Below are 21,669 nucleotides of genomic sequence, written 5' to 3' on the forward strand. Positions count from 1 at the left end.
GAGTTGCGGCCGGGCGCTCAGGGGGTGACGATCTTGACCGTGCTGGCCCAACTGTGGCCGCCTTCTCGGGTCTGCATGGCCATGTGCAGCAGCTGGAAGCCCTCCAGCTCGCGGGCGTGCTTGAGGGCGCCGACGTCGACCGGGCTCAGCCCGCAGGAGGTGACCAGGGCGGCGACCTGCCTGCGAGCGGCCTCGTCGTCACCGGCGATGAAGACATCGAGCGGAGTCCCGCTCACCTGTCCGGCGACCAGGGTGGTGGCGAACGTAGTGTTGAACGCCTTCACGACCCGGGTGCCCGGTGCGGCGGCCTCGGCGATCTCTTCGGCGGCGGAGGTGCCCGAGGCGACGACGAGCGCGTCGAGCGAGGCGTCGACGGGGTTGCTGATGTCGATCAGCACCTTGCCGCTCAACTGTGCCCCGTAGGCGGTGGCGAGCTCCTTGGCGGCGTCGAAGGGGACCGCGAGCACCACAATGTCCGCGGTGTCCACGGCCGTTGCGTCGGCGGCGGCGATACGGCCTTCGCCGGTTGCCTGCCCGCGCAGTTCGTCGACGAGTCGTACGGCCTTGCCGGGGTCCTTGGCGGTGACGGTGACCGTGTGTCCGCCCGCCAGGGCGCGGGTGGCGATGCCGCGGGCCATGTTGCCGGCACCGACGATGGTGATCTGCATGAGAGTGGTGTCCTTTCTTGTCCTGCGCTGTGCCCGGTGTCTGTCAGACGTGGACCCGCACCACGTTGAACGGGAGCTTCGGGTCGGCGATCTGGAACTGGAAGTTGACGATCAGCAGGTCGTGGCCGTCGACGGCGGCCGTGGAGGGGCTGTGCATGCCGTGGCCGTGGATCGTGCGCACGAGCTCGGCCTTGGTGTAGTCGTGGCTCAGCTTCAGGACGCTGATCTGGCCCTCGGGGTGGTCGAGTTCGGTGACGGCGGTCAGGGTGTGCCCTCGCAGCAGCAGACCGTCGCCTGAGACGCCCCTGGCGCCACCGAGGTTGATCGGGACGACCCGGTGGGTGTTGAGGTCGATGCGGTAGAAGGCGTAGTCGTTGTAGTCGGCGAGCAGGACGTAGCGACCGTTGCCGGTGACCACCAGGCCGTTGCCGTTGAAACCGTCGTCGTAGACCATCGGGGAGTTGCTGAGGTCCACGCCCGCCTGCAGCGGCTGCTGGACCTTCTCGTTCTTCAGCTCGGCGGCGGTGATGTGCCACAGCGCGGGGTGGACCGAGTCGGAGATGTAGGCGTCGCCGTTGGGGGCGAGGGCCACGTCGTTGAGGAAGGTGTCGGTGCGGCCGGTGTCGAACACGTGCAGCAGGGCGCGGGTGCGGGTGTCGTAGACGAAGACCTTGCCGGTGGCGCCGCCGGCGACGATGAGCCGCCCCGCCCGGTCGGTCTTCATCCCGGCGACGGAGACGCGCCCGTCCTGGCCGCCGGGCAGGAACACCTGGGTCGCGCTCTGATGGACGTCGCCGCGGTAGATGGTGCCGTCGCTGGTGCTGCCGACGTAGAAGAAAGGCGTGCCGCTCTGGCGGGCGATGCCCTCGGGATAGGTCTTGTCGCCGGGGATCGTGTAGCTGGTGGGCAGGTGACCTCGGTGGTGCGGGAGGGGCGTGTGAGGCAGGTCGCCGCCGGGGGCGGCGAGGGCCTGGGCAGCGCCGCCCAGGACGAGAAGCGAGGCCACCGTGACGGCTGCGGCACGGGTACGGCGAAGACGGACTGACATGGCAAGTCTTCCTGAATGGGCGAGAGTTGAGGAGGGAGTCGGAGGCTCAGTGACCGGCGCCGAACAGGGACCGGTTGGCGATGTCGATGATGAACGGGCCGACATGGGAGGGGTAGCGGTCCACGATCGCCTTCTTGTACGCCTCGCCGTCGTCGCCGAGCAGTTCGCGGGCGTCGGCGAGGTACTGGCGGATCCCGGCGTAGACCTCCGGCCCGGCGGGCAGGCCGTGGCCGGCGAGGATCGTGTCGTAGCCGGTCTCGGCGGCCAGGGTGTCGACGGCCTGCTGCCAGCCGGTGATGTCGTTGTTGCCCAGGTAGAGGTGGACGTCGTTGTAGACGAGGTCCTGGGCGATCAGGACGCCCTGTTCGGGCAGCTTGACGAGGAGTTCGTCGGCGGCCTCTCCGCCGGAGACGGCCTCGAAGACGAACCGGACGCCGTCGATGACCTCGGTGCCCGGGGTGATGTCCACACTGGAGGGCAGGTCGGTGGCCGGGACGGCCAGGCCGCTCGGCAGCTGGGCGGCGGGGCGTGCGGCGATCTGTTCACGCACCTGGGGCAGTACGTGGACGGGGACGCCGAAGCGGTCGGCGCCGTTGTAGTGGTCGGGGTGGGCGTGGGTGATGATCAGGCGGTCCAGCGGCTTGCCGAGCCCCTTGGCGTAGGCGACGGCCTCGTCGGCGTAGGCGGGGTTCAGCTGGGCGTCGATCACGACGATCCGGGCCGGGGTCTCGATCAGCTGCGTGGTGGCGTGGAAGGTGTCCGCCGGGGACATGTAGCTGTGGATGCGGACCGCGCCCTTGTCGAGGACCGTGACCGTGCCGTTCATGGGGAGACTCCTTGCGGTGGAGGCGGCCTTGCGTCGCCTTGACGACCTCCACTCTCGCCGCGAAACCGCAGGCAGACGAGATACGCTGAAGACCCTGCATGGTAAATCGAGGACAACTGGAGACTGTGATGGTTCCCCCGGGCCTGGACGGCGGTGATCCCTCCCGGGGAGGTGCGATCCCCCGGCTCGACTTCAATCCGCCCGAGGAGCGGGTTCCGGGCTTCGAGATCGTCGATCTCGCCACCCTGCACGAACGGCGCCGGCGGCGGGGAAGTCGGCTCGACGCGGTGCATCGGGTGGACTTCCACACCCTCACCCTGATTACCGAGGGCAGCGGGGCACACGCGATCGACTTCGTCACGCATCCCTGCCGCCCAGGGACGCTAATGTGGATCCGGCCCGGGCAGGTGCAGCGTTTCGTCGACCCCGGAACCACCAACGGCACGCACCTCCTCTTCACGCCCGCCTTTCCGCCGCACTTCAGCAGCGCCGAGAAGCTGGTGAACGAGTGGTACGGCCCCGCGTGCTGGCAACTCGGCGCCGACCCCTCGTACGCCGTCCTGTCCGCTTTGCTGGGCCAGCTGCGCGCTGAATACGACCGCACCGGGCAGGCCGTGTCGGCGGAGATCCTCCAACTCCTGCTGGCCACCGTGCTGTTGCAGATCGACCGGCTGCCGCACCCCGACGGCGGCACCGACCCGCACGCCGGCGGCGAGGTGTATGCCCGCTTCCGCGCCGAGCTGGAGCGCTCGTACGCCACCACCCGCCGCGCCGCCGACTACGCCCACCGCCTCGGCTACACCGTCAAGACCCTCACCCGCGCCTGCACGGCCGCGACCGGACAACCCGTCAAGCACGTCATCGACGGCCGGGTCGCTCTGGAGGCCAGGCGGCTGCTGGCGCACACCGACGAGCCGGTGGCGACCATCGCGCGCCGCCTCGGTTTCCCCGAGCCCACCAACTTCGGCAAGTTCTTCACCCGCCACACCGGTGCGACCCCCGGCGCGTTCCGGCTCGCCCAGGGCCGGTAGCCAAGTCGGCAGACCCGCCGCTCAGCCGGTGCGGCATGATCGGTGGGCGGATGGAAGCAGGAATGGGAAGGGGCGTCAGGACCGTGGACGAGCATGCGGAGATTTCGACGTCGAGCGACGCCGCGAACAACGCGCTGATCCTGGCCTTCGGGCGCTTGCAGGGGGCCGCGAACCGGCTGGAGTACATCCTGGGGCGGGCTCTGGAGGTGGACTGCGGTATCAGCCATCTGATGTTCGAGGTGCTGCTCATCCTGGGCAGGGCGGGGGAGCCGGGGCTGTCGATGCGGGCCGTCGCCCAGGAGCAGGTCCTCACGACAGGTGGCGCCACGCGTCTGGTGGACCGTATGGAGGCGGCCGGCCTGGTCGAACGCGTCGAGGATCCCGGTGACCGGCGCGGGAGGCTGGTGCGCCTGACGCCGCTTGGCGAGGAGACCACGGTCTCCGCGTCCCGGATCCATGTCGAGAACATCAGGCGCTACTTCCTGGCGCCCCTCCCGACGGAGGACCGGGACCGGTTCGCCGAAGACCTTCGCATCCTGAGCCACACGGCACGGGACACACTGCCCAGGCTTCCCTGAGGGTTGTGGGCCGTCCCGGAGGCCCCTCCCCGCATGCGTCGCTGCACCGGCGACGACCTCCAAGCCGCGCAGCACCTCATCGACCTGAGCCCCCGCGTCATGGCGCACGCCAGCCTGGCTGCGGGCCTGCTCCCAGCGATCTCCCCCGCGCGGACAGCGCGCCCCAAGGCGAGATGCGTCCGAATGATCGCAAGGTTTGCCACTCCTTGACTCCGCGTCCGTGCTGCATTCATGAGCTGCGCCGACACGTGGATATCAGGATGAATCGCCTGACAGCCGAACACCGGAATATCTGACTAGTCAGATACTGTTGTCCTCGGTGAACCGCTCGCACCCGGCGAGCACCCCACCCGATGCCGAGGTTCTCGATGCAGCTCGTCTACGCCTTCGACGCCTACTGCGGCTGGTCGCACGGGTTCTCCCCCACCCTGCGCGAGGTCGTCTCCCGCCACCCGGATATACCGGTGGAGGTCGTCTCCGGCGGTTTGTTCACCGGCTCGCGCCGGGTCCCGATCCGCGAGTTCGGCTACGTCCAGGGCGCCAACGCCCAGATCGCCGAGCTGACCGGCGCCGAGTTCGGTGAGGGGTACAACCGGCTGATCGCCGACGGCTCGTTCGTGATGGATTCCGAAGACGCGGCGCGGGGCGTAGCCGCCCTGCGCCGGGTGGCCCCCGGCCGGGCGGCCGAGCTGGCCGGTGCCCTGCAGCGGGCCTTCTACGTCGACGGCCTCAGCCTGTCCGAGTCCGCCACGTACCGGAAGGTCGCCGAAGAGGCCGGCCTTGACGCCGACGCTGTCGTTTCCGCCTTTGAGTCCCCCGAGGCGTACGACACGGCGGCGGACGACTTCCGGCGCTGTGCCGAGCTGGGCGTCACCGGCTTCCCCACCCTGCTCGGCGTCGACGGCGACCGCGTCGCCGTCCTGGCTCACGGTCGCGCCACCGCCGACGAGGTCGACAGGCGACTCGCCGCTCTTTCCTGACTGTGCCATCCCCACCCCCGCAAGGAGCACCAAGCATGAGCACCCTCGATTTCAAAATCTTCGATCTGGACTTCCCGGCCGGCAGCAGGAACAAGACGGCCACCCTTGTCACCGGGGAGAGCGAGGCGCTGCTGGTCGACGCCGCCTTCACCCGCGCCGACGGCCACCGCCTGGCCGCGGAGATCCTCGACTCGGGCAAGACTCTGACCACCGTCTTCGTCTCCCACGCCGACCCTGACTTCTACTTCGGCGCCGAGGTGATTGCCGACGCCTTCCCCGACGCGAAGTTCGTCGCGACCCCGATCGTCATCGAGCACATCCAGCACTCCTACCAGGGCAAGCTCAAGGCATGGGAGGCCCTCGGCCCGAACCTGCCCACGCGCCTGGTCGACCTCGAGCCCCTGACCGGCGACCTCACCCTTGAAGGACATCGCTTCGAACTCAAGGGCGGCCCTGCCGGGCTGCCCGACCGCCACTACCTGTGGCAGGCCGAGCACCGCGCCATCCTCGGCGGCGTCCTGCTCTTCCAGCAGGAGCACGTCTGGGTCGCCGACACCCCCACCCCCGACGACCGCGCCGCCTGGATCAAGCTGCTGGACGAGATGGCCTCCCTCCAGCCGGAGCTGGTCGTCCCCGGCCACCGCCTGCCCAACGCCCCGGCCAACGCCTCCGCGATCTCCGCCACCCGCGACTACCTCCTCGCCTTCGAGGAGGAGCTCGGCAAGGCCGCCGACGGCGCCGCGCTGACCGAGGCTCTCATCGCCCGCTACCCGGACAACGGCATGCTCATCGCCGCCCAGATCGGCGCCAAGGTCGCCAAGGGCGAAATGAAGTGGGGCTGACCATGACCGACTTCGCCGCGTCCACCGCCCCCGCCGACGTCGTACGCCGCCAGTACCTGGCCTCCGCGGCCGGTGACCTGGAGACCCTGCGCGCCACCCTCGCCCCCGACGTCGAGTGGACCGAGATGGCCGGCTTCCCCCTGGCCGGCACCTACCGCACCCCCGACGGGGTCACCACCAACGTGATGGAGCAGCTGGGCAAGGAGTGGGACGGCTGGACCGCCCACGACGACACCTACGTCGTCGACGGCGAGAACGTCGTCGTCCTCGCCCGCTACACGGCGGCCAACAAGGCCACCGGCAAGAACATCGACGTCCGGGTCGCCCACCATTTCGTCGTGCGAGGCGGCCTGATCGTCCGTTTCGAACAGTTCGTGGACACCGCGCTGGTCCGCGACGCCATGACCGACTGACCCTCCGCTAATTGAGGACAGCTCAGATGAACCCCACTGTCGTTCTCGTGCACGGAGCGATGCACACCCCGTGGATCTTCGAACCCCTGCGTGAGAGGCTCAGCGCCCGCGGCATCGCCTCCCGAGCCATCCAACTGCCCAGCAGCAGTCCAGACAGCGCGGCCGCCCAGGGGCTGGCCGAGGACGTCGAGGTGGTGCGCGCCGCCGTCGCGGCTGCCGACGGACCTGTGGTGCTCGCCGCGCACTCCTACGGCGGAGTGCCGGCGACCTGGGCCGCCGCAGAGTCGGACCAGGTGACGGAGCTCGTCTACATCGCCGCCTTCGCCCTCGAAGCGGGCACCTCGATGATGGAGTGGATGGGCGGCGACTTCCCGCCCACCTGGAACCACTCGCCCGACGGCCTGGCCGTCAAGGCCGGAGACGCCGAGGAGTCCATCTTCAGCGGAGTCGACCCCGCCCTGACCGCCGAGGCCGTCAAACGCCTCAACTGGCAGGGCATGCGCGCCTTTACCGAGAAGCTGGGCGCCGCGCCCGCCCAGGTGCCCCTGACGTACGTCGTGGCCACCGAGGACCCGGCACTGCCGCCCGCGGTACAGGAACAGTGGGCCGCGCGTGCTGCCCACAGTGTTCGTGTTCCCTCCGGGCACTCTCCGCACCTGTCCCATGCCGACGAGGTAGCCGACGTTCTCGCCAAGGCCGTCGCGCGGGCCTCGTCCAACAGGTCCTAGTCATCCACACGGCTGGCTCCTGGCGTTCACCGCCAGGGCCAGCCTTTCGTCATGAGACCGGCCTTGATCCCTGGGTCAGGGCCGGTGGACTTCTCAGCGTCGACATCGCCACGAGCCGTTTCCCGCGTCCCCCGGCACTGCCGGGGCACAGACGCCGAACTGGATTGTTGAACGATGCTACGATTCCTGCTTCGGGTTGCTGCGGCATTCGAACAGTGAGAGGAAGCCCGTGACAAGCGACGAGGACCACCGAGCCCCCGCCTCCTTGGATGTCGTGCGTGCCTGTGCCATCCGAGCCAAGCAGGGCGGCACCGCTCTCATGGGCGCCTCGGACGCCGAGATCGACTCGGCGCTGCGTGGCATGGCGGAGCGTCTGGACTCGGCGCAGTCGGCTCTCATGGCCGCCAACGAGAAGGACCTCGCTGCTGCCGTCGCCGCGGGCATGTCGCCCGCGCTGCAGGATCGCCTGCGACTGACCTCGACGCGGTTGGAGGCAATGGCGGCCGAGCTGCGCACGCTGGCGGACACCGCGCACGAGCCGAGGGACAGGGTCGCTGAGGTGCGCCCGGACGGCCTCACCCTGCTGGAGCGCAGGCGTCCGGTCGGGGTCATCGGCGCCAACTTCGAGGCTCGTCCCAACGTCACGCTGGACATCGCCTCCCAGCTCCTCAAGTCCCGCAACGCGGGTGTGCTCCGCACCGGATCGGCTGCGCTCGGCTCGTCCCGCGCCCTGGTGGATCAAGTGATCGCACCGGCGCTCGCCGAGGCGCGGCTGGATCCGGACGCCATCCAACTGGTGCCCAGCGAAGACCGCTCGGCGGCTTACGCGCTGGTGGCCCTGCCCGAGCTGATCCCGCTGGTCATCCTGCGCGGGAGCGGCGACAGCACGCGCGACCTCGGCCAGGAAGGCGCACGTCACGGTGTGCGGACCCTCGCCCATGCCGACGGCGGGGGAGTCCTGTACGTGGACTCGGCCGCCGCCGAAGCAACAGCGCACCGGCTGATCACCGACAGCCTCGACCGCCTGGGCGTGTGCAACCGCCTCAATCTGCTGCTCATCGACCGGCCTGTGTACGAGGAGCGGCTGCCCGGCATTCTTCAGCTCCTGCACCGTCTGGGCATCACCGCTTCTCTTCCCCCGCACACCCATCCGCGCGGATTCGAATGGGCACTCGACTCGGAGCGTGCGGCAACCGTGACGATCGACGCCGCCGACGGTCCGTCGGACGCGGCGCGGATCGCGAACGAGGAGACGTCCGGGCTGGCCGCCGCCATCGTGACCGACGACCCGGCCGCCGCTGCCCGGTTCATCGATGCTTATGGCGGCTCCGGGGTCTTCTGGAATTCCCCCACGCGACTTCTCGACGGCTTCAAGCTGCTGCGACTGCCGGAGACCGGTATCAACATCGACCGGGTTCCCGGTCCGCGTGGGCCGGTGAGCTTCCGCGATCTGTACTTGCGGCAGTACGTGGTCGTGCCCAGCGCGGAGAATCTCGGCTAGAACCCCGACTGCCGGAACACCGGCCGCTCGAAGGGCGACAGGCCCCCGAGGGTTCATCGGGTTGGCTTCCCCGGTCATGCCAGCGCGTCCTGCCCAGTGGTGCCCGCGTCCTGGTTCGGGGACGCCGGCCTCTGACGTCGTAGCGCCTCGGCCAGCGTCCGGTGTCCGGACTGCTCGGCGTGCACGACTCTGTCGCCGGGCAGGGCGCGCTGCCACCACTCGCCGGCTGCGGTGTCGGCCGAGGCACGCAGTTCGACCAACGCGGCGCCGAGGCGACGTCGGGAGGCGTTCAGCGCGCTGGGCACGGGATCCGGCTCGGCGACGAGAGCCGCCGTGTGCGCATGGGCGTGCTCGACGGCGGTGAGCGCGTGCTCGAGGCGGTCGCCTGCGCGCCGATTGGTGACCGCGATGGCTGCGACGAAGCCGACGAGCGTGCCGACGAGAGTGTCCGTGATCCGTCCGGTGATCAGTTGGACGGAGTCCTGGGGCCGGGCGAACTCGGTGATGAGCAGGGCCATCGGGGTGACGCAGACGGTGTGGAGCCAGTAGTTGGGGCCGATCAGTGCCGCGGCGGCGAAGCAGAAGGCGAGGAAGCACAGCACGAGGGCCGCCGGATGCAGGTGGGCGAGCGGAACGATCGCGGCGAAGGCGAGGACGCCGATGAGGTTGCCGACGACCCGCTCACCTGCTCGTCGCCGGGTGAGCGCGAGATTGGCCTGGTACAGGGAGGCGGCGGTGACGAGGGCCCAGTACGGGCGCCCGATCCCGAGACCGAGGGAGGCGTATCCGGCGAGCGCGCATCCGATCCCAGTGCGCACCGCGAGGGGGGCGAGCAGATTGTGCCGGCTCCACCACGCCGCCCGGGGCGACGCGGTCGTCTCGGCGTCGAGGCCGAGGAGTTCCTCGCCTTCCGGCAGCGGGTGGCCGACCTGCGGGATCGGGCCCGAGCCGCGCAGGTTGCGCGCCCACGCCTGCAGACGCTCCGGGTCGGCATCCCCAGGGGCGGTGACGGCGACCTCGGCGCGCGCGACGAGCCGTATGAGGGAGCGGCGTGTGAGGTCGCTTCGGGCGTCGGCGGCCGGCAGGCATTGCCAGGCGGCCTGCACAGCCGCGGCAGCGGCGGCGTGGGCCTTGACCCGGAGCTCGGCCGTTCCGCTCACGGCGACGTACGCGGCGACCGTGTCGAGGGCGTGGGCGGTGGCGCGACGCTCGGGTCCGTGGGGGCGCAGCAGGCCGGGTGCCATGCAGACCAGCCAGGCCCAGACACCCCCCAGCAGGGCCAGCCCGATATGGCCGGGGACCTGAGCGGGAGTCTGAGGCAAGAACAGAGCGGTCGAGCTGATGAACGTGAGGACCACACTCGCGGGCGGTCCGATGCGGGTGGCGTCGCAGACGGCCTTCTGCAGGGCGGCCATGAGAGCGCCGACACCGACGAGGACAGCTGCGTTGGTGGTGAGCGCCGCTGCGAGCAGCGCGACGGCGAGGCCACCGACCATGCCGAGCACCACCCAGGCCAGGGCCCGGTACCGGGCGGCGTACGGGCGGTTGTGGCAGTACAGCGCGGACATGGCACCGGCTATCGGGTACATCGCCAGGTCGAGCCTGCCCAGCACGAGCATGGACAGAGCGGGCAGGGCGGTAGCGGCGAGCACGCTCAGCGCGGGCTTGAACCAGATGTCGGAAGGCCGGGCGCATCGCAGCACCCCGGCGTGGGCCACACGGCGCAGGGCCGCACGCGTACTCATCGATTCTCTCCGTGAAATGCGCCGTCGCCCGTAAGAGGGGCGATCGGCGCTTGGGGATGTCGTGCCGCGCGGTGAAATGCGAGCCGCGAGGGGGGCGAACGCAGCCGGCCGTGAGCCTGCGCGCCGGGGCAAGCACCGAGGTCGGAAGAACAGTCCTCAGATGCCGGCGCGCGAGCACGACCCGGCGGGCGAGGGCGCGCGGCAGAGAGGCGTCCCTCGACCGGCGGGCCGGTCGTCGAACAGAGCGTTATCGCCCGGCGGCGGCCAGAGCGCGCTCCGCGATCCGGTTGGCGGTTGCCAGGGTGGTCGTCGCCTCTTCGGTACTCCGCCGCAGGATCTCGGCGGTCGTCGACTGAATCGACCTCAGCCGGTCCCGGGACTGCTCGGGGCTCAGGTGGTGCAGTTCGACGCCGGTCCCGTACATCACTCCGCCGGCGTTGGCCACGAAGTCGGGGGCCCAGGCGATTCCTGCCTTGGCGAGATCGGCGGCCACCTCGTCGGTGGCCAGCTGATTGTTGGCCGAGCCGACCACGGCGCGGCAGCGCAGCGCAGCCGCCAGCTCACTGGTGAACACTCCGCCCAGTGCGCACGGCGCCAGGATCTCCGTCTCCAGCGTGTAGGCGCCGTCGAGTTCCACCCACCGCGCTCCAGCCGTCTCCGCGGCTGCGCGACGGGTGATGTCGATGTCGGTTGCCCTGACCTGGGCCCCTGCGGCCACCAGGCGTCGGGTGAGTTCCTCGCCCACGGCTCCGAAGCCGACGACCACGACGTCCCGGCCGTGCAGATCGGCGGCACCCCACAGATGCTCGGCAGTGGCCAGCATCGCGTGCTCCACGCCTGCGGCCGTGCCGAACGTTGTCGCACCCAGTCCGTTCTCGGTGGTCGAGTAGCCGCCGACGTACGGCGTGCGGCGACGGATGCGGAGCATGTCGGCGGTGCTGCTGCCGACGTCCGGCGCCACGTGGTACGCGCCGTCGAGTTCGTGCACCACTTCGGCCAGGTCCATCAGCAGGCCGTTGCGCAGCCCCTCGTCCAGCTGCTGCGGGCCGCCGGGAAGCAGCGGTACGACAGCTTTGCCGCCGCCCGTGCCGTTGCCGACGGCGGCGGCCTTGTACGTCATGCCGCGGCTCAGTCGAAGGCAGTCGACGAAGGCGTCGGCCGGGGACGCGTAGCGGGTTATGCGGACGCCGCCCACCGCGGGTCCAAGACGGGTCGAGTGGACGGCGATCATCACGGGGAGGCCGGTCCGGCGGCCTGACCGGACCACCACCTGCTCGTGATCGAGAGTTGCTTCCAGGGCTGCAGCTGACATGGGGAACCTCCAGAGGTGGGCGGGATGGCTGACTTAAGGTACCTTAAGTCAGGCTCCTCGTAGAGTGGAGTGGTGACGTCATCCCTGATTGGCCTGCTGGCCGACCGCGACAGCTGGCGGTCCGAGCGCTGTTCCGCCGCTCGTGCCCTGGAGGTGCTCGGCACCCCGGCGAACCTGCTGGTGCTGCGCGAGGCGTTCTACGGCACGACGTACTTCCAGGACTTCGTGCGGGAAACCCCGCTCAGCGAGCCCGCGATGTCCAAGCGGCTCAAAGAACTCGTGGACGTCGGGCTCCTGACCCGGGTGCCTTACCAGGAAGCCGGCCAGCGCACACGGCACCGCTACGAACTCACCCCGCCCGGCGAAGAGCTCATGGTCGCCTTCTTCGCCCTCATGGAGTGGGGCGACCGGCATGCCGCCCCTGACGGAGGTCCGGTCCGTCTGCGGCACCGGGATTGCGGGGCACCTGTCCACCCCCGGCTTTCCTGCGCCGAGGGCCACATCCTGCCGCCGGGCGAGGTCGAAGTGGTCGCGGCACCCACCCTGCTGAGCGCCGTGGCAGCCGACGACTGATCGATGCCCCGAGCACCCCTGCCCGCCTGGCGCACGAGCGTCCCGTCCTGGCGGATCAGTTCGAGCGCGACGACGGAAGCGTTCAGTCCGTCGACTGTCTCGACGTCGCGGCCGGTCGGCTCCTTCCGCCGATCGAGGCGGTATCAGGCGCTGTTCGGATGGATGTGCAGCCGACGGGCGCAGGCGCTCACGGAGTACCGGCATTCCGAGTACGCCCGTACCGTCTCGGCCGGATGCGGGTGCCGCCGTGCCACCCCATCGTCGGTTGGAGGACAGCCTCGAACCGGTGCTTGCCGGCGTTGAGGCTGGACATCAGCCGGTCACGTTCGAATTCGGCGTGGTGCATGCAGGCGACTCGGTCACTTGTCTTGTTCAGGAGCTCCATCAGACGCTTGCTGTCAGCACGCTGTCCAAGCCCGGTGACACAGATGACGCTGAAAGCATCGTCGAGCTGAAAGCCGAGTCCGGTGGCAGTGGTGTCGTTGCGAGGCGCTTTGCCCATCAGTTGGTCGAGCGACTCCCGCTCGAGGGTGAGCAGGACGGCCTGACCTCCTCCGTGCCAGGCAGGCTCCAGCGGAGTCGATCACCTCGCGGTCGGACTACGTGGTTGCGCGCACATGCACCTATCCTGGAAGGCGGCATCCGGGAGGGACCACTATGACCGACAAAGCGTCCGCGACTGCCGCCACCACAGCGAGGGCGGGCGACGGGCAGGCTCGACCGAAGGCGCCGTTCGCCGCGACCCTCGCCGAGATGGACGGTCGGTGCAACTGCACAGCCAGCCGACGGGCGACCCGGTACCTGACTGCCGCCTACGACAAGGCGCTGACCCCGGTCGGGCTACGGACGACGCAGTTCAACATTCTGCACCGACTGGCACTGGGAGGCCGCACAACGATCACGGCACTCTCCCAGCGGATCGCGATGGATCGCACGACCCTCGCGACGAATCTCAAGCCGCTGGAGCGTGATGGCTTGCTCGTCGTCCGGTCTTCGGACACCGACCGACGCGCTCGCGCAGTCGAGATCACGGAGGCAGGTCTGGAACGTCTGGAGGCGGCGGTGCCCCTGTGGAAGGCCGCTCAAGATCAGTTCGAGAGCACGTTCGGCGCATCCGAGGCCGCTGAACTGCGAGCGGCGCTGCGGGCGGTGCTGGAGACGGGCTTCGACCCCTGGGCTGAGTGACGTCTCGGCGCATGCGTGCGGCGCTGTCGCGGCGCCACCCGGGTACATCGACTTCACACGACTGCAGGGGCTGGCGGCGAAGCCGATACGCGCATATGCTCCCTTCCGTTCAAGCGAGCAATGTCCCCTTTCCCTCAATGAAACCGACTGCCGGAGAACGAGATGCAGAACGACAAGATCCTCGCGGCGCTCAAGACTGCCTTCACCGGTTACGAGACGAACAACCGCAGTCCGTTGGTCGCGCTGCTGGCGGACGATTTCCAGTTCGAGATGTCGGACTCGCTGCCGTACGGCGGGGCCTACATCGGCGCGGCCGAGTTCACGGCGTTCTGGAAGGAGGTCGGCAAAGAGTGGCAGTACTTCCGGTACGAGGCCCACGAGATCATCGACGCCGGCGACACGATCGTCGTCCCGGTCCGCACGGATGCCCTGTCGATCCGCGGCATCCGCATGTGCAATGAGCACCTGTTCCTGTTCAAGATCCGGGACGGCAAGGTGATCTTCGGCCGGCTCTACGCGGACACTGCGCGCGGCCGGGACGTGATGGCGGGCCTGGAGCCGCGCCGATACCCGCGGGCGACGCTCGCCTGAGCGGGCGATCTCGCTCCTCCCCAACCTGACGACTCGTCTCCCATCGTCAGCGATACAGAGTCACCGTCGGGAGCCATCACGGTCGTTCAAGGAGAATCGCCATGACCGAACCCTCAGCCGGCATCATGTTCGCGGAAGAGGCACCTTTGATCGCCCGTCGCACAGGCCAGGGCTCTACGGCGTTCGTCGTGCTTCCCGGATTCCTGGACGACGCGACTGTCTGGACCGTGTTCGCCGATCTGATCGCCGGGGCCGGCATAGATGTGGTGCAGTTCGAGCCCGCCGGAGTCGGTGGTCGTGTCAACGCATCCGGCCCGTTCACCCTGCGGCGCATGGCCGAGGACGCCGGCGCGGTCGTCGACTCGCTCGGCAAACCCTGTGTCGTCCTCGGCCAGAGCATGGGAGCCCAGGTTGCCGAGCTGGTGGCCGCGCCGCGCGGTGACGCCGTGCAAGGGCTGATCCTCCTCACGCCTGTGCCTCTCGCCGGCACCCGTCTTCCCGACCCGGACATCGCACCGTTCCGGGCACTCGGTGGGAATCCCGAAGCCCAACGCGCGGTCCGCTCACAGTTGACGATGGCCCCGTCAGCCCAAACGGTCGACCTGCAGGTCTCAGCGGGGGCCCGGATCCCGCCCGCGGTTGTCTCCGCGCTCGCCGACGCGTGGAACGACGGCGACCCCGCCGGAGAGGCGCCGAGTCGCTTCCAAGGGCCGGTGCTCATCGTCCGTGGGGCGGGAGACGGCTTCGTCACCGATGACCTTCTCCAGCGAGTCACCCCGCGATTCAACGAACCGGCGACGGCCGTTATCGATCGCGCCGGGCACTGGCCGCACACCGAGCAGCCGAAGGCCCTCGCCGAGACCGTGCTGCCCTTCGTCATCCAGGCGGCCGCCAGGGCGACGTCGCGCCTTTGACCCCGGCCAAGGTTCCACCGGCGCAGTCACGCCCTACCGCCTTACACCTTGTAGCCACAGTGAAGCCGTCGCGGGAAGGCTGTCGGCTCCCGCCGATACGCGTGGCGTCAGGTCCCTCAAACACCTTGGGTCAAACCACCCACGGCGCATGCCCGACCGCCTCCCCGCAGCACACCGACATCACGAGCAATTCCCACGCCACGATCGGAGCCGTATGGGCAGCGACAGCAACACACAACTCCAGCCCGAATCCGCAGACCTGGGCCCTTTCGCCAGCGCCCTCGTGGACCGCCTGGGCATCAACCTCGTCAAGGCGACCGCGCAGTGCGTTGTCGGCACGATGCCCGTAGAGGGCAACACGCAGCCCTACGGGCTCCTGCACGGCGGTGCCTCCCTCGCCCTCGCAGAGACCCTGGGCTCCGTCGGCGCCATGCTGCACGCCGCCCCCGACCGGATCGCGCTCGGCGTCGACATCAACGCCACCCATCATCGCGCCGTCGGCTCAGGCAGCGTCACCGGCGTGGCCACGCCCGTCCACCTGGGTCGCTCCGTCGCCACGTATGACATCGTCATCAGCGACGAACAAGACCGCCGCGTATGCTCCGCCCGACTCACATGCATGCTGCGCCCGGCGCCCGACACCAATTGATCCGCGACGCTTGAGCCAGCTCGTTTCCAATGTCCCAGCCGGCCGCATCGAGGAGCGTGTTCATAGGGACGACGTCTCGGACATCGGCGACACCGCTTTGTCCGCTGCCGTGTAGTCGTTGATCGCAGAAGGGCTCATTGGAGCAGGACGGCGCCTTGCGCACTGGTGAAGTGCCAGAGATGACCGCATGGTGGACCTGGCAGGGCACGCTGGACGGCAGCCGGATCATCGTCCGCAGCGAGCGCATTCACCCCGGCGGCGCATGTCGTCCCTCTGGACGAGGCCATGCGCCACCAGGTCTTCCTCACAGACACCCCCGAGGGCAAAGGCTCCCTGCTATCTGGAGGGCCGCCACCGGGGCGCACACCCGCGTCGAGGACCGCGTCCGCTGCGCCAAGACCACCGACTTCAGCTTTCCCCTCCCGCCGCTTCCAGATCAACGCCGCCCGGCCGGGGCTGTCCGTGACTGCCGTCGATATGAGGGCCTGGGCATGGGCCCTCTTGCTGAACGGCGAGTTGTCCACTGCCGAACCGAAGAAGCTCTGCCACCGACTGCTACTTGCGGCCGCCGGCATCACGGGCAGCGGCCGTCGTCTCCATCTGTGGATCGCCGTCGCCTGGCCCTGGCGCTATGAGCTGGCCGACGCCTTGGCCCGGCTCGCGGTTCGGCCCCAGGCCGGCCACCTGTACAGCGACGTTGTTCTGCCCGCTCGTGACCCGAGGAACCCCGGAGAATGCGACCCGCACGTCGGGCCCCAGCCACGCCCGCATAACGACGATCCCCGGCGACCACAGCCCGCAGCAGCCAACCCAGTCCAGCCGACCGAACGGAGGGGGGAGGCTGATGGTGGCCGGCTGGGCGGGTGAGAGCCCGGGGTGGCTATCGCGCGGGTACAACGACGCGAAGTCGTCATTCCGCCACAGCCCGCCGAGGCGGTCCCGGACCCACATCGCCTTCGTGTCGCCCGGATTGCTCGCCCGCGCGACCTGCGCGGTCAGGGTGGAATCTGTTCACCCGGACGTGGGCGGAGGGACGCGGACCACCGCGCTGCATGCCTAGGACCTCAGAGTTGTCCCGAGCATGACGGGTGAGCTGGCCACTCCGCCGCAGAACCTCAAGATCCCGGCAGAGTCAAGCTCACGGCGGCCGCTGAGGTTGAGGGGCCAGCGGTCGGACAGTCTTGCAAGAGCTCGTCGCTCGAGACCTTCTTTGCGGGATGCGTCGCCGGTAGGACGGGCAGGCAGTCCTCGCCTCCTGCAACAACCTCTTGCAGATCGACTAACTACGAGCATATGCTCCTATTAGTGGTGGCCGCCGGCCTGCCACAGTCGATCGGAGGTTTACTCATGCCCGTCTTTGAGGCTCACGTCCCAGCCGGACGCTTCTCTGTCGAGAAGAAGCGCGCCTTGGCGGACGCTCTGAATCAGTCCCTTGTTCAGGGCCTGGGGATTCCCGTTGGAGACCGGTTCATAGTGATCACCGAGCACGGTGAAGGGGAACTGCATCTGGACCCGTCCTTCATGGAGATGGAGCGGACAGAGGACGCCATGATCATCTCTGTGCTGTTCGGGGCGCACCGTCCGCTCTCGGACAAGCAGAAGGTTGTGTCAGCGATCAACCGGCTCGTTGTGGACGCGCTGGGCGTGTCGCCCGACGACATCTTCGTGGCGCTTGTCCCTGTACCGAACGAGAACTTCTCCTTCGGCCGGGGAGAGCTGCAGCTGGCGAACGGGGCGCCGCAGTGGTGACCGGACCATCCACTCGCCCCGAGGATGTGCCGGTCACGACGGGGATGAGTGATAGCCGTGTCGTGGAGGCTTCGAGGGCTGCGTTCACCGGGCTCGATCGGAACGACCAGTCCCAGCTGGTCGAACTGCCTTCAGCCACTGGGGCGCAGCCGTGACTCGGCGGCTGGAGGTCGAATTCCCTGGGGAGGACGGCAATAAGCTGGCTGCCTGGCTGTACCTTCCCGCGCGGCCGGGGCCGCACCCGGCGGTAACCATGGCCCACGGGTTCGCCGCGACCCGCGAGCACGGGCTGGACCGCTTCGCCCGCGTATTTGCCGATGCCGGGTTCGTTGTGCTCGTCCATGACCATCGCGGTTTCGGCGGCAGTTGCGGCGTACCACGGCATGACGTGGACCCATGGGCTCAGATCGCCGACTGGCGACGTGCTGTCTCGTTCCTTGAAACACGGCCCGAGGTGGATCCGGAGCGGATCGGAATCTGGGGAACCAGCTATGCGGGCGGGCACGCGGTCATCCTCGGAGCGACCGACAGCCGTCTGCGCTGTGTTGTCGCGCAGGTGCCGACGACGAGCGGTTTTGAGCAGAGCAGACGGCGCGTGCCGGCCTCGGCGGTCGCACAATTGGAGAGTTCCTTCTGCGAGGACGACCGTGACCGCTTCCGCGGGAAGCTGCCCGCGCGGATCGCCGTGGTGGCCACGGCGCCCGGGATGCCCGCGGCGTACGACGACCCCCAGGCAGTCGCCTTCTACACCCAGCCAGCCGCGCAACACGCCTGGACCAATGAGCTAACCCTGCGTTCTTCTCGAACGGCACGGATGTATGAGCCGTCGATGTGGATCGCCCGGGTCTCACCGACGCCGCTACTCATGATCGTCGCCCTGCAGGATGTGATCACCAACACCGACCTGCAGCTCGAGGCTTATGAGCGTGCGCTGGAGCCGAAGAGTCTGGTGACCGTGCCGGGAGGGCACTTCGCGCCGTACGACGCCCAATTCTCGGTCGCTTCTCGGGCGGCCGTGGACTGGTTCCTACGTCACCTCGATGCGCAGGGCCATGACCCCCGAACTGAGTAGGCCCTTATACGTGTCGCCCGCCAGGTGTTGAGGAACGCGCATCAATAGTCCCGCCATTCCTACGGTGGCGTCCGCCACGTGGTGAGTGCTTCTTTCCTTGCAGCGGACAGGACCCTCGAACGTCCCATCGTTGCAGTTCAGTGGAACTCTTGTTTGATCATGACCCGGACAAACCCACTTGCGCAAGCGCGAGGTTAAGCAGCGACAGTCCGGCACGGACTCCGAAGACGTTGGTGGCGGCGGCGCTCCAGCCGGCAGCCTCCAGAGCCATGAGAGCGACGTGGGCCTGGCTGCCGGTTAGGACGGCCTGCACAGCGCTCGGGTGAGTGGGGTGGGTGTCGAGGCGGACGTGGGCGTCGATGGCGGGAGTCACGTGGGGGTCTCGTCTGTTCTGCCGGTGGCCGGGCCTTGAGGCCCGGCCACCGGTGTACGCGGGGGTTATCGGGTTGCTCGTGTGGACCGGGCGGCGTGTGCGGCCGTGGTGGTCGGCGGGCCGGCGCGGGTGGTGGGCGCCGGTCGCCGACGTGGAGGCGGGCAACAGAGGGGTGCGGTGGCGTGCTGCCAGCGGGTGCGGACGGCGGCGGTGTCGGCGAGGGCGCGGCGGGCGCCGACGACGAGCTGGAAGGGGGTGTTCGCCGGGGCGCCGGCGTATGCCTCGATGCGCCGGCCGGTGTGCTCGGCCGTGGCCAGGAGGGAGCGCTGCAGGGCGCGCCCGCCCCAGTGCTCGACGGATCCGGCCGGTTCGGCCAGCAGGCGGAGGACCTCGCCTGGTTCACTGCCGTCGTCCAGCAGGCCGCGCTGCTGGGCTTCCCACAGGACGGTGACGGGGTCGACGGGCTCTTGGCGGCGGGCAAGGCCGGTCAGGCACTGCCACAGGCCGGCGTGCAGCGGCAGGGTGAGGTCGTCGGGGAGCAGCCACCGGACGGCTTCGATGTCGGAGGGGTAGGCCGTTGCGGTGGCGAGCAGCATCTGCTCCTCCTCGACCGCCTCGGTGTGGTCGGGGGCGAGGGCGGGGGGCGGTGCCGAGGTGCGGGGGAGGACGCCGGAGCGCGGGGGGAAGCGGTTCGCGATGTCGTCCACGACCGCGGCGAGCGCATCGGCCTCGGCGAGCACCGTCTGGACGGGGTGCGGGAGGGAGACGTCGTGGACGGTGTGGACGAGGCGTTCGGCGGCCGTCAGCAGGCGGCGGCGGGCGTGCTCCGCCTCGACCATCCGGGCGTAGGCGGGGGCGTGGCTGGGCCAGGGGGAGACCTGGACGAGGGTGTGCAGGTAGGAGGCGGTTAGTCCGCACACCTGCTCCCGGCCTGTGGCGAGCACGCGGTCGAGCCACTTGGTGTTCTTCGCGTGCTCGGCGGGGTCGGGCGGCGGCAGGGTGGTGATCGCGGTGTACAGGGTGGCGTGCGCGGCGGTGGAGAACGAGGCCGCGGCGATGCCGGTCACGTTGCTGAGGCGGTGCGGTTCGAGGAGGAGGGCGCCGAGGAGGGCCTGCTCCACGTGGAACACCGGCTGGGGCGGTGCGATCGCGTCGAGGTCGTCTTCGTCGGGTTCGGGGGCGTGGGGCATCAGGCGGCGAGGGTGAAGTCGTCGGGGTCGAGGGTGACGCCGAGGTGCGAGGCGAGGAGGTGGCCGGCGAGCAGCGGAGGCACGGCGTTGCCGATCTGGGAGAACTGCTGGCCCTTGTTGCCGGCCCAGGGGTAGTCGGCGGGAAAGGTCTGCAGGAGGCCCGCCTCGTGGGCGGTGATCCGGATCGCCTCGGGAACCGCAGGCGCGTCGACATCCATAGCCGGCGGTGAGGCGGGCTCGGCGATCCAAGTGCACTCGTTCGCGCGGTGCCCGAAGAACAGCGTGCCGGCCGGCTCGGACAGTGGACGGACAGTGGCGTTTGCCTGGTTGTTGCTGCGCAGGGACCAGGACCAGCGGTGGGCCTCGGCGGTGAACGTCGGCGCCGGAGTGTCGGCGGCCCGGTTCTCGCGGGTGCCGTGCCGGGCCGCCCATCCGGCGCCTTCACGACGGGACTGCAGGACCACTCCGTCCGGCCGGGGCATCCAGGTGCCGCGCTCACGGGCGTCGGACAGCGTCTTGCGGGAGCCCGACGGGAACGGTTCGGGGCCGCCGCCGGGTCCACCGCCCGCGCAGACGGTGGGGACGGGCCGGTCGGTTGCGCCCCATCCCAGAGCCTCGGCCATGCTGACCCAGCGGGCGCGGCCCGGACCGAACAGCGACTCCGGTTCGGCGAATTGGGAGTGCGTGGGGGTAGGAGGCTGCGCCGTACGGACGCGGGAGGCCAGGAGTATCGCCCGCTTCCTGGTCTGCGGGACGCCGAAGTCGGCCGCGTTGAGGATCCCGTACCAGACGGAGAACCCTCACCCGCGCAGGACGGCCGCGTACTGCTTCCACAAGGGCAGGACGTGCGGCACTTCCTCCATGGCGACCCAGCCGGGTTCGCCGACCGTGTTCAGGGCGTAGAGATAGCGCATCGGCTCGGCTGCGAGCAGGGAGCGCTCGTCACGGCATGCGGCGAGGAGGCGTTCGCGGGAGTCGCGTCCGGCGGCCAGGTCCTCGACCGCCGCGTGCACCAGCGGCTGGTCGAGCAGGCCGAGGCGTTTGCCGGCCATGCTCCACGCCTGGCACGGAGGGGAAGCGATCATTCCGCGGGTGCGGCCGATGAAGGGCCAGGTCGGATACATTGCCACGTCGGTGCGGATCGTCAACTGCCCAGCCGCAGCCCGGGTCTTGCACGCCCACTCGTCCCATTCCAGCCCGATGTCGCGCACGCCGAGGACGTGCAGTGCCCTGCTCCAGCCGCCCGGCCCCGTGAAGAGGTCGAGTATCACGTGGCCAGCCCCAAGTCGGACTGTGTCGGCGCGTGCTTCGCGACGGCGCGGGCGGTGATTGCCTGCGACGCGCGGGCGGACGCCGCGGACAGCTCCTCCGCGCCGGGCTCCCGGTACCACGGCCGAAGGTCGAGCATGGCGGCGCGCATGCCGGTGGCGAAGCAGAGCGCGGTTCCCTTGGGCAGGGCTCGGATCGCGTCGGCGGGCAAGATCCGCTCCTGCCGCATCGACACCGACGTGCTCTTTCCGGACTCTGAGTGCGAGGTGGACGTGGTCTCCACGTCGTGGTCACCGATCAGGCGGCTGAGCTTGTCCGCGAAGTCCGGGTCGTCAATACCGCTGCCGATCACCTTGAGAGTCGAGGCGGACCACATGGCGTCCATGCCCGCGTCTCCCCAGACCTTCTGGCCCTGGCGGTAGGACTGTAGGT

Annotated in this window: 22 protein-coding genes and 2 pseudogenes; 14 read left to right on the top strand and 10 right to left on the bottom strand. The window is 69.5% G+C overall.

Features of this window, described 5'->3' with window-relative positions:
• Nucleotides 1-17: 17 nt before the first annotated feature.
• The 3 genes from QOL88_RS32070 to QOL88_RS32080 are packed head-to-tail and all read right to left on the bottom strand — an operon-like array spanning nt 18 to nt 2,542.
• Nucleotides 18-668: an NADPH-dependent F420 reductase gene (locus QOL88_RS32070; protein ID WP_097221751.1), complete on the bottom strand. Its 651-nt coding sequence runs from the start codon at nt 666-668 to the stop codon at nt 18-20.
• A 43-nt stretch (nt 669-711) separates the two neighbouring features.
• Nucleotides 712-1,716 carry an SMP-30/gluconolactonase/LRE family protein gene (locus QOL88_RS32075; protein WP_179879017.1) on the bottom strand — a complete coding sequence of 335 codons (1,005 nt, stop codon included), beginning with the start codon at nt 1,714-1,716 and terminating at the stop codon, nt 712-714.
• A gap of 46 nt (nt 1,717-1,762) precedes the next feature.
• Nucleotides 1,763-2,542 (bottom strand): MBL fold metallo-hydrolase, encoded by a 780-nt coding sequence (locus tag QOL88_RS32080; RefSeq protein WP_097221752.1) that lies wholly within the window; start codon nt 2,540-2,542, stop codon nt 1,763-1,765.
• Nucleotides 2,543-2,670: 128 nt separating this feature from the next.
• On the opposite strand from QOL88_RS32080, the gene QOL88_RS32085 reads away from it, so the two are divergent.
• The 7 genes from QOL88_RS32085 (at nt 2,671) to QOL88_RS32115 (ending at nt 8,615) form a co-directional block, all read left to right on the top strand.
• A complete protein-coding gene (locus QOL88_RS32085) occupies nt 2,671-3,573 on the top strand; it encodes an AraC family transcriptional regulator (RefSeq protein WP_097221753.1) in 903 nt (300 codons plus the stop codon).
• A gap of 83 nt (nt 3,574-3,656) precedes the next feature.
• Entirely contained in the window at nt 3,657-4,151 is a 495-nt protein-coding gene (locus QOL88_RS32090) for a MarR family winged helix-turn-helix transcriptional regulator (RefSeq protein WP_097223270.1), read from the top strand.
• 368 nt (nt 4,152-4,519) lie between these two features.
• Complete coding sequence (locus QOL88_RS32095) at nt 4,520-5,131, top strand: DsbA family protein (RefSeq protein WP_097223271.1); 612 nt, start codon at nt 4,520-4,522, stop codon at nt 5,129-5,131.
• 35 nt (nt 5,132-5,166) lie between these two features.
• Complete coding sequence (locus tag QOL88_RS32100; RefSeq protein WP_097221754.1) at nt 5,167-5,973, top strand: MBL fold metallo-hydrolase; 807 nt, start codon at nt 5,167-5,169, stop codon at nt 5,971-5,973.
• 2 nt (nt 5,974-5,975) lie between these two features.
• A complete protein-coding gene (locus QOL88_RS32105; RefSeq protein ID WP_218892923.1) occupies nt 5,976-6,386 on the top strand; it encodes a nuclear transport factor 2 family protein in 411 nt (136 codons plus the stop codon).
• Nucleotides 6,387-6,412: 26 nt separating this feature from the next.
• Nucleotides 6,413-7,114, top strand: a complete 702-nt coding sequence (locus tag QOL88_RS32110; protein WP_097221756.1) for an alpha/beta fold hydrolase — start codon at nt 6,413-6,415, stop codon at nt 7,112-7,114.
• Nucleotides 7,115-7,343: 229 nt separating this feature from the next.
• Nucleotides 7,344-8,615: an aldehyde dehydrogenase family protein gene (locus tag QOL88_RS32115; RefSeq protein WP_097221757.1), complete on the top strand. Its 1,272-nt coding sequence runs from the start codon at nt 7,344-7,346 to the stop codon at nt 8,613-8,615.
• Nucleotides 8,616-8,689: 74 nt separating this feature from the next.
• Here the strand turns inward: QOL88_RS32115 and QOL88_RS32120 are convergent, their stop codons facing one another.
• Together QOL88_RS32120 and QOL88_RS32125 are read right to left on the bottom strand one after the other, a co-directional pair.
• Nucleotides 8,690-10,360, bottom strand: coding sequence for an FUSC family protein (locus QOL88_RS32120; protein ID WP_097221758.1), 1,671 nt, complete (start codon nt 10,358-10,360; stop codon nt 8,690-8,692).
• A gap of 247 nt (nt 10,361-10,607) precedes the next feature.
• On the bottom strand, nt 10,608-11,672 hold the full coding sequence (locus QOL88_RS32125) for a Glu/Leu/Phe/Val dehydrogenase dimerization domain-containing protein (RefSeq protein ID WP_097221759.1): 1,065 nt from the start codon (nt 11,670-11,672) through the stop codon (nt 10,608-10,610).
• Nucleotides 11,673-11,744: 72 nt separating this feature from the next.
• On the opposite strand from QOL88_RS32125, the gene QOL88_RS32130 reads away from it, so the two are divergent.
• A complete protein-coding gene (locus QOL88_RS32130) occupies nt 11,745-12,245 on the top strand; it encodes a winged helix-turn-helix transcriptional regulator (protein ID WP_218892924.1) in 501 nt (166 codons plus the stop codon).
• Nucleotides 12,246-12,388: 143 nt separating this feature from the next.
• On the opposite strand, the gene QOL88_RS39000 is transcribed toward QOL88_RS32130, so the two are convergent.
• Both QOL88_RS39000 and QOL88_RS32135 read right to left on the bottom strand, forming a co-directional pair.
• Nucleotides 12,389-12,436 (bottom strand): hypothetical protein, encoded by a 48-nt coding sequence (locus QOL88_RS39000; protein ID WP_373559357.1) that lies wholly within the window; start codon nt 12,434-12,436, stop codon nt 12,389-12,391.
• Nucleotides 12,433-12,747 carry a hypothetical protein gene (locus tag QOL88_RS32135; protein WP_097221760.1) on the bottom strand — a complete coding sequence of 105 codons (315 nt, stop codon included), beginning with the start codon at nt 12,745-12,747 and terminating at the stop codon, nt 12,433-12,435. The genes QOL88_RS39000 and QOL88_RS32135 overlap by 4 nt, the downstream gene beginning before the upstream one ends.
• A gap of 155 nt (nt 12,748-12,902) precedes the next feature.
• On the opposite strand from QOL88_RS32135, the gene QOL88_RS32140 reads away from it, so the two are divergent.
• The 6 genes from QOL88_RS32140 (at nt 12,903) to QOL88_RS32165 (ending at nt 18,405) form a co-directional block, all read left to right on the top strand.
• Nucleotides 12,903-13,430 carry a MarR family winged helix-turn-helix transcriptional regulator gene (locus QOL88_RS32140; protein ID WP_097221761.1) on the top strand — a complete coding sequence of 176 codons (528 nt, stop codon included), beginning with the start codon at nt 12,903-12,905 and terminating at the stop codon, nt 13,428-13,430.
• A gap of 162 nt (nt 13,431-13,592) precedes the next feature.
• Nucleotides 13,593-14,021: a nuclear transport factor 2 family protein gene (locus tag QOL88_RS32145; RefSeq protein WP_097221762.1), complete on the top strand. Its 429-nt coding sequence runs from the start codon at nt 13,593-13,595 to the stop codon at nt 14,019-14,021.
• Between the two features lie 101 nt (nt 14,022-14,122).
• The gene (locus QOL88_RS32150; RefSeq protein ID WP_097221763.1) at nt 14,123-14,935 is read left to right on the top strand and encodes an alpha/beta fold hydrolase; all 813 of its coding nucleotides are present in this window, start codon (nt 14,123-14,125) and stop codon (nt 14,933-14,935) included.
• Between the two features lie 214 nt (nt 14,936-15,149).
• The gene (locus QOL88_RS32155; protein WP_097221764.1) at nt 15,150-15,584 is read left to right on the top strand and encodes a hotdog fold thioesterase; all 435 of its coding nucleotides are present in this window, start codon (nt 15,150-15,152) and stop codon (nt 15,582-15,584) included.
• 1,347 nt (nt 15,585-16,931) lie between these two features.
• Nucleotides 16,932-17,333, top strand: coding sequence for a tautomerase family protein (locus QOL88_RS32160; protein WP_097223273.1), 402 nt, complete (start codon nt 16,932-16,934; stop codon nt 17,331-17,333).
• A gap of 151 nt (nt 17,334-17,484) precedes the next feature.
• Entirely contained in the window at nt 17,485-18,405 is a 921-nt protein-coding gene (locus QOL88_RS32165) for an alpha/beta hydrolase (RefSeq protein WP_097221765.1), read from the top strand.
• A gap of 438 nt (nt 18,406-18,843) precedes the next feature.
• Here the strand turns inward: QOL88_RS32165 and QOL88_RS32170 are convergent, their stop codons facing one another.
• The 3 genes and pseudogenes from QOL88_RS32170 to QOL88_RS32180 all read right to left on the bottom strand — a co-directional run.
• Nucleotides 18,844-19,968: a DnaB-like helicase N-terminal domain-containing protein gene (locus tag QOL88_RS32170; protein ID WP_097221767.1), complete on the bottom strand. Its 1,125-nt coding sequence runs from the start codon at nt 19,966-19,968 to the stop codon at nt 18,844-18,846.
• Nucleotides 19,968-21,239: pseudogene (locus QOL88_RS32175) on the bottom strand (DNA cytosine methyltransferase). Before QOL88_RS32175 ends, QOL88_RS32170 begins: the two are co-directional and overlap by 1 nt.
• Nucleotides 21,236-21,667: pseudogene (locus QOL88_RS32180) on the bottom strand (TraM recognition domain-containing protein); the annotation flags it as partial. The pseudogenes QOL88_RS32175 and QOL88_RS32180, both read right to left, overlap by 4 nt.
• Nucleotides 21,668-21,669: the final 2 nt, after the last annotated feature.

This window comes from Streptomyces sp. Ag82_O1-12 (genome assembly GCF_900182715.1).
Classification (GTDB): Bacteria; Actinomycetota; Actinomycetes; order Streptomycetales; family Streptomycetaceae; genus Streptomyces; species Streptomyces massasporeus.

What these genes read in the sequence shown, in the direction of transcription:
- QOL88_RS32070 (WP_097221751.1), bottom strand. Translation starts at nt 668, where the DNA reads ATGCAGATCACCATCGTCGGTGCCGGCAACATGGCCCGCGGCATCGCC.
- QOL88_RS32075 (WP_179879017.1), bottom strand. Translation starts at nt 1,716, where the DNA reads ATGTCAGTCCGTCTTCGCCGTACCCGTGCCGCAGCCGTCACGGTGGCC.
- QOL88_RS32080 (WP_097221752.1), bottom strand. Translation starts at nt 2,542, where the DNA reads ATGAACGGCACGGTCACGGTCCTCGACAAGGGCGCGGTCCGCATCCAC.
- QOL88_RS32085 (WP_097221753.1), top strand. Translation starts at nt 2,671, where the DNA reads ATGGTTCCCCCGGGCCTGGACGGCGGTGATCCCTCCCGGGGAGGTGCG.
- QOL88_RS32095 (WP_097223271.1), top strand. Translation starts at nt 4,520, where the DNA reads ATGCAGCTCGTCTACGCCTTCGACGCCTACTGCGGCTGGTCGCACGGG.
- QOL88_RS32100 (WP_097221754.1), top strand. Translation starts at nt 5,167, where the DNA reads ATGAGCACCCTCGATTTCAAAATCTTCGATCTGGACTTCCCGGCCGGC.
- QOL88_RS32105 (WP_218892923.1), top strand. Translation starts at nt 5,976, where the DNA reads ATGACCGACTTCGCCGCGTCCACCGCCCCCGCCGACGTCGTACGCCGC.
- QOL88_RS32110 (WP_097221756.1), top strand. Translation starts at nt 6,413, where the DNA reads ATGAACCCCACTGTCGTTCTCGTGCACGGAGCGATGCACACCCCGTGG.
- QOL88_RS32120 (WP_097221758.1), bottom strand. Translation starts at nt 10,360, where the DNA reads ATGAGTACGCGTGCGGCCCTGCGCCGTGTGGCCCACGCCGGGGTGCTG.
- QOL88_RS32125 (WP_097221759.1), bottom strand. Translation starts at nt 11,672, where the DNA reads ATGTCAGCTGCAGCCCTGGAAGCAACTCTCGATCACGAGCAGGTGGTG.
- QOL88_RS32135 (WP_097221760.1), bottom strand. Translation starts at nt 12,747, where the DNA reads ATGGGCAAAGCGCCTCGCAACGACACCACTGCCACCGGACTCGGCTTT.
- QOL88_RS32140 (WP_097221761.1), top strand. Translation starts at nt 12,903, where the DNA reads ATGACCGACAAAGCGTCCGCGACTGCCGCCACCACAGCGAGGGCGGGC.
- QOL88_RS32145 (WP_097221762.1), top strand. Translation starts at nt 13,593, where the DNA reads ATGCAGAACGACAAGATCCTCGCGGCGCTCAAGACTGCCTTCACCGGT.
- QOL88_RS32150 (WP_097221763.1), top strand. Translation starts at nt 14,123, where the DNA reads ATGACCGAACCCTCAGCCGGCATCATGTTCGCGGAAGAGGCACCTTTG.
- QOL88_RS32155 (WP_097221764.1), top strand. Translation starts at nt 15,150, where the DNA reads ATGGGCAGCGACAGCAACACACAACTCCAGCCCGAATCCGCAGACCTG.
- QOL88_RS32160 (WP_097223273.1), top strand. Translation starts at nt 16,932, where the DNA reads ATGCCCGTCTTTGAGGCTCACGTCCCAGCCGGACGCTTCTCTGTCGAG.
- QOL88_RS32170 (WP_097221767.1), bottom strand. Translation starts at nt 19,968, where the DNA reads ATGCCCCACGCCCCCGAACCCGACGAAGACGACCTCGACGCGATCGCA.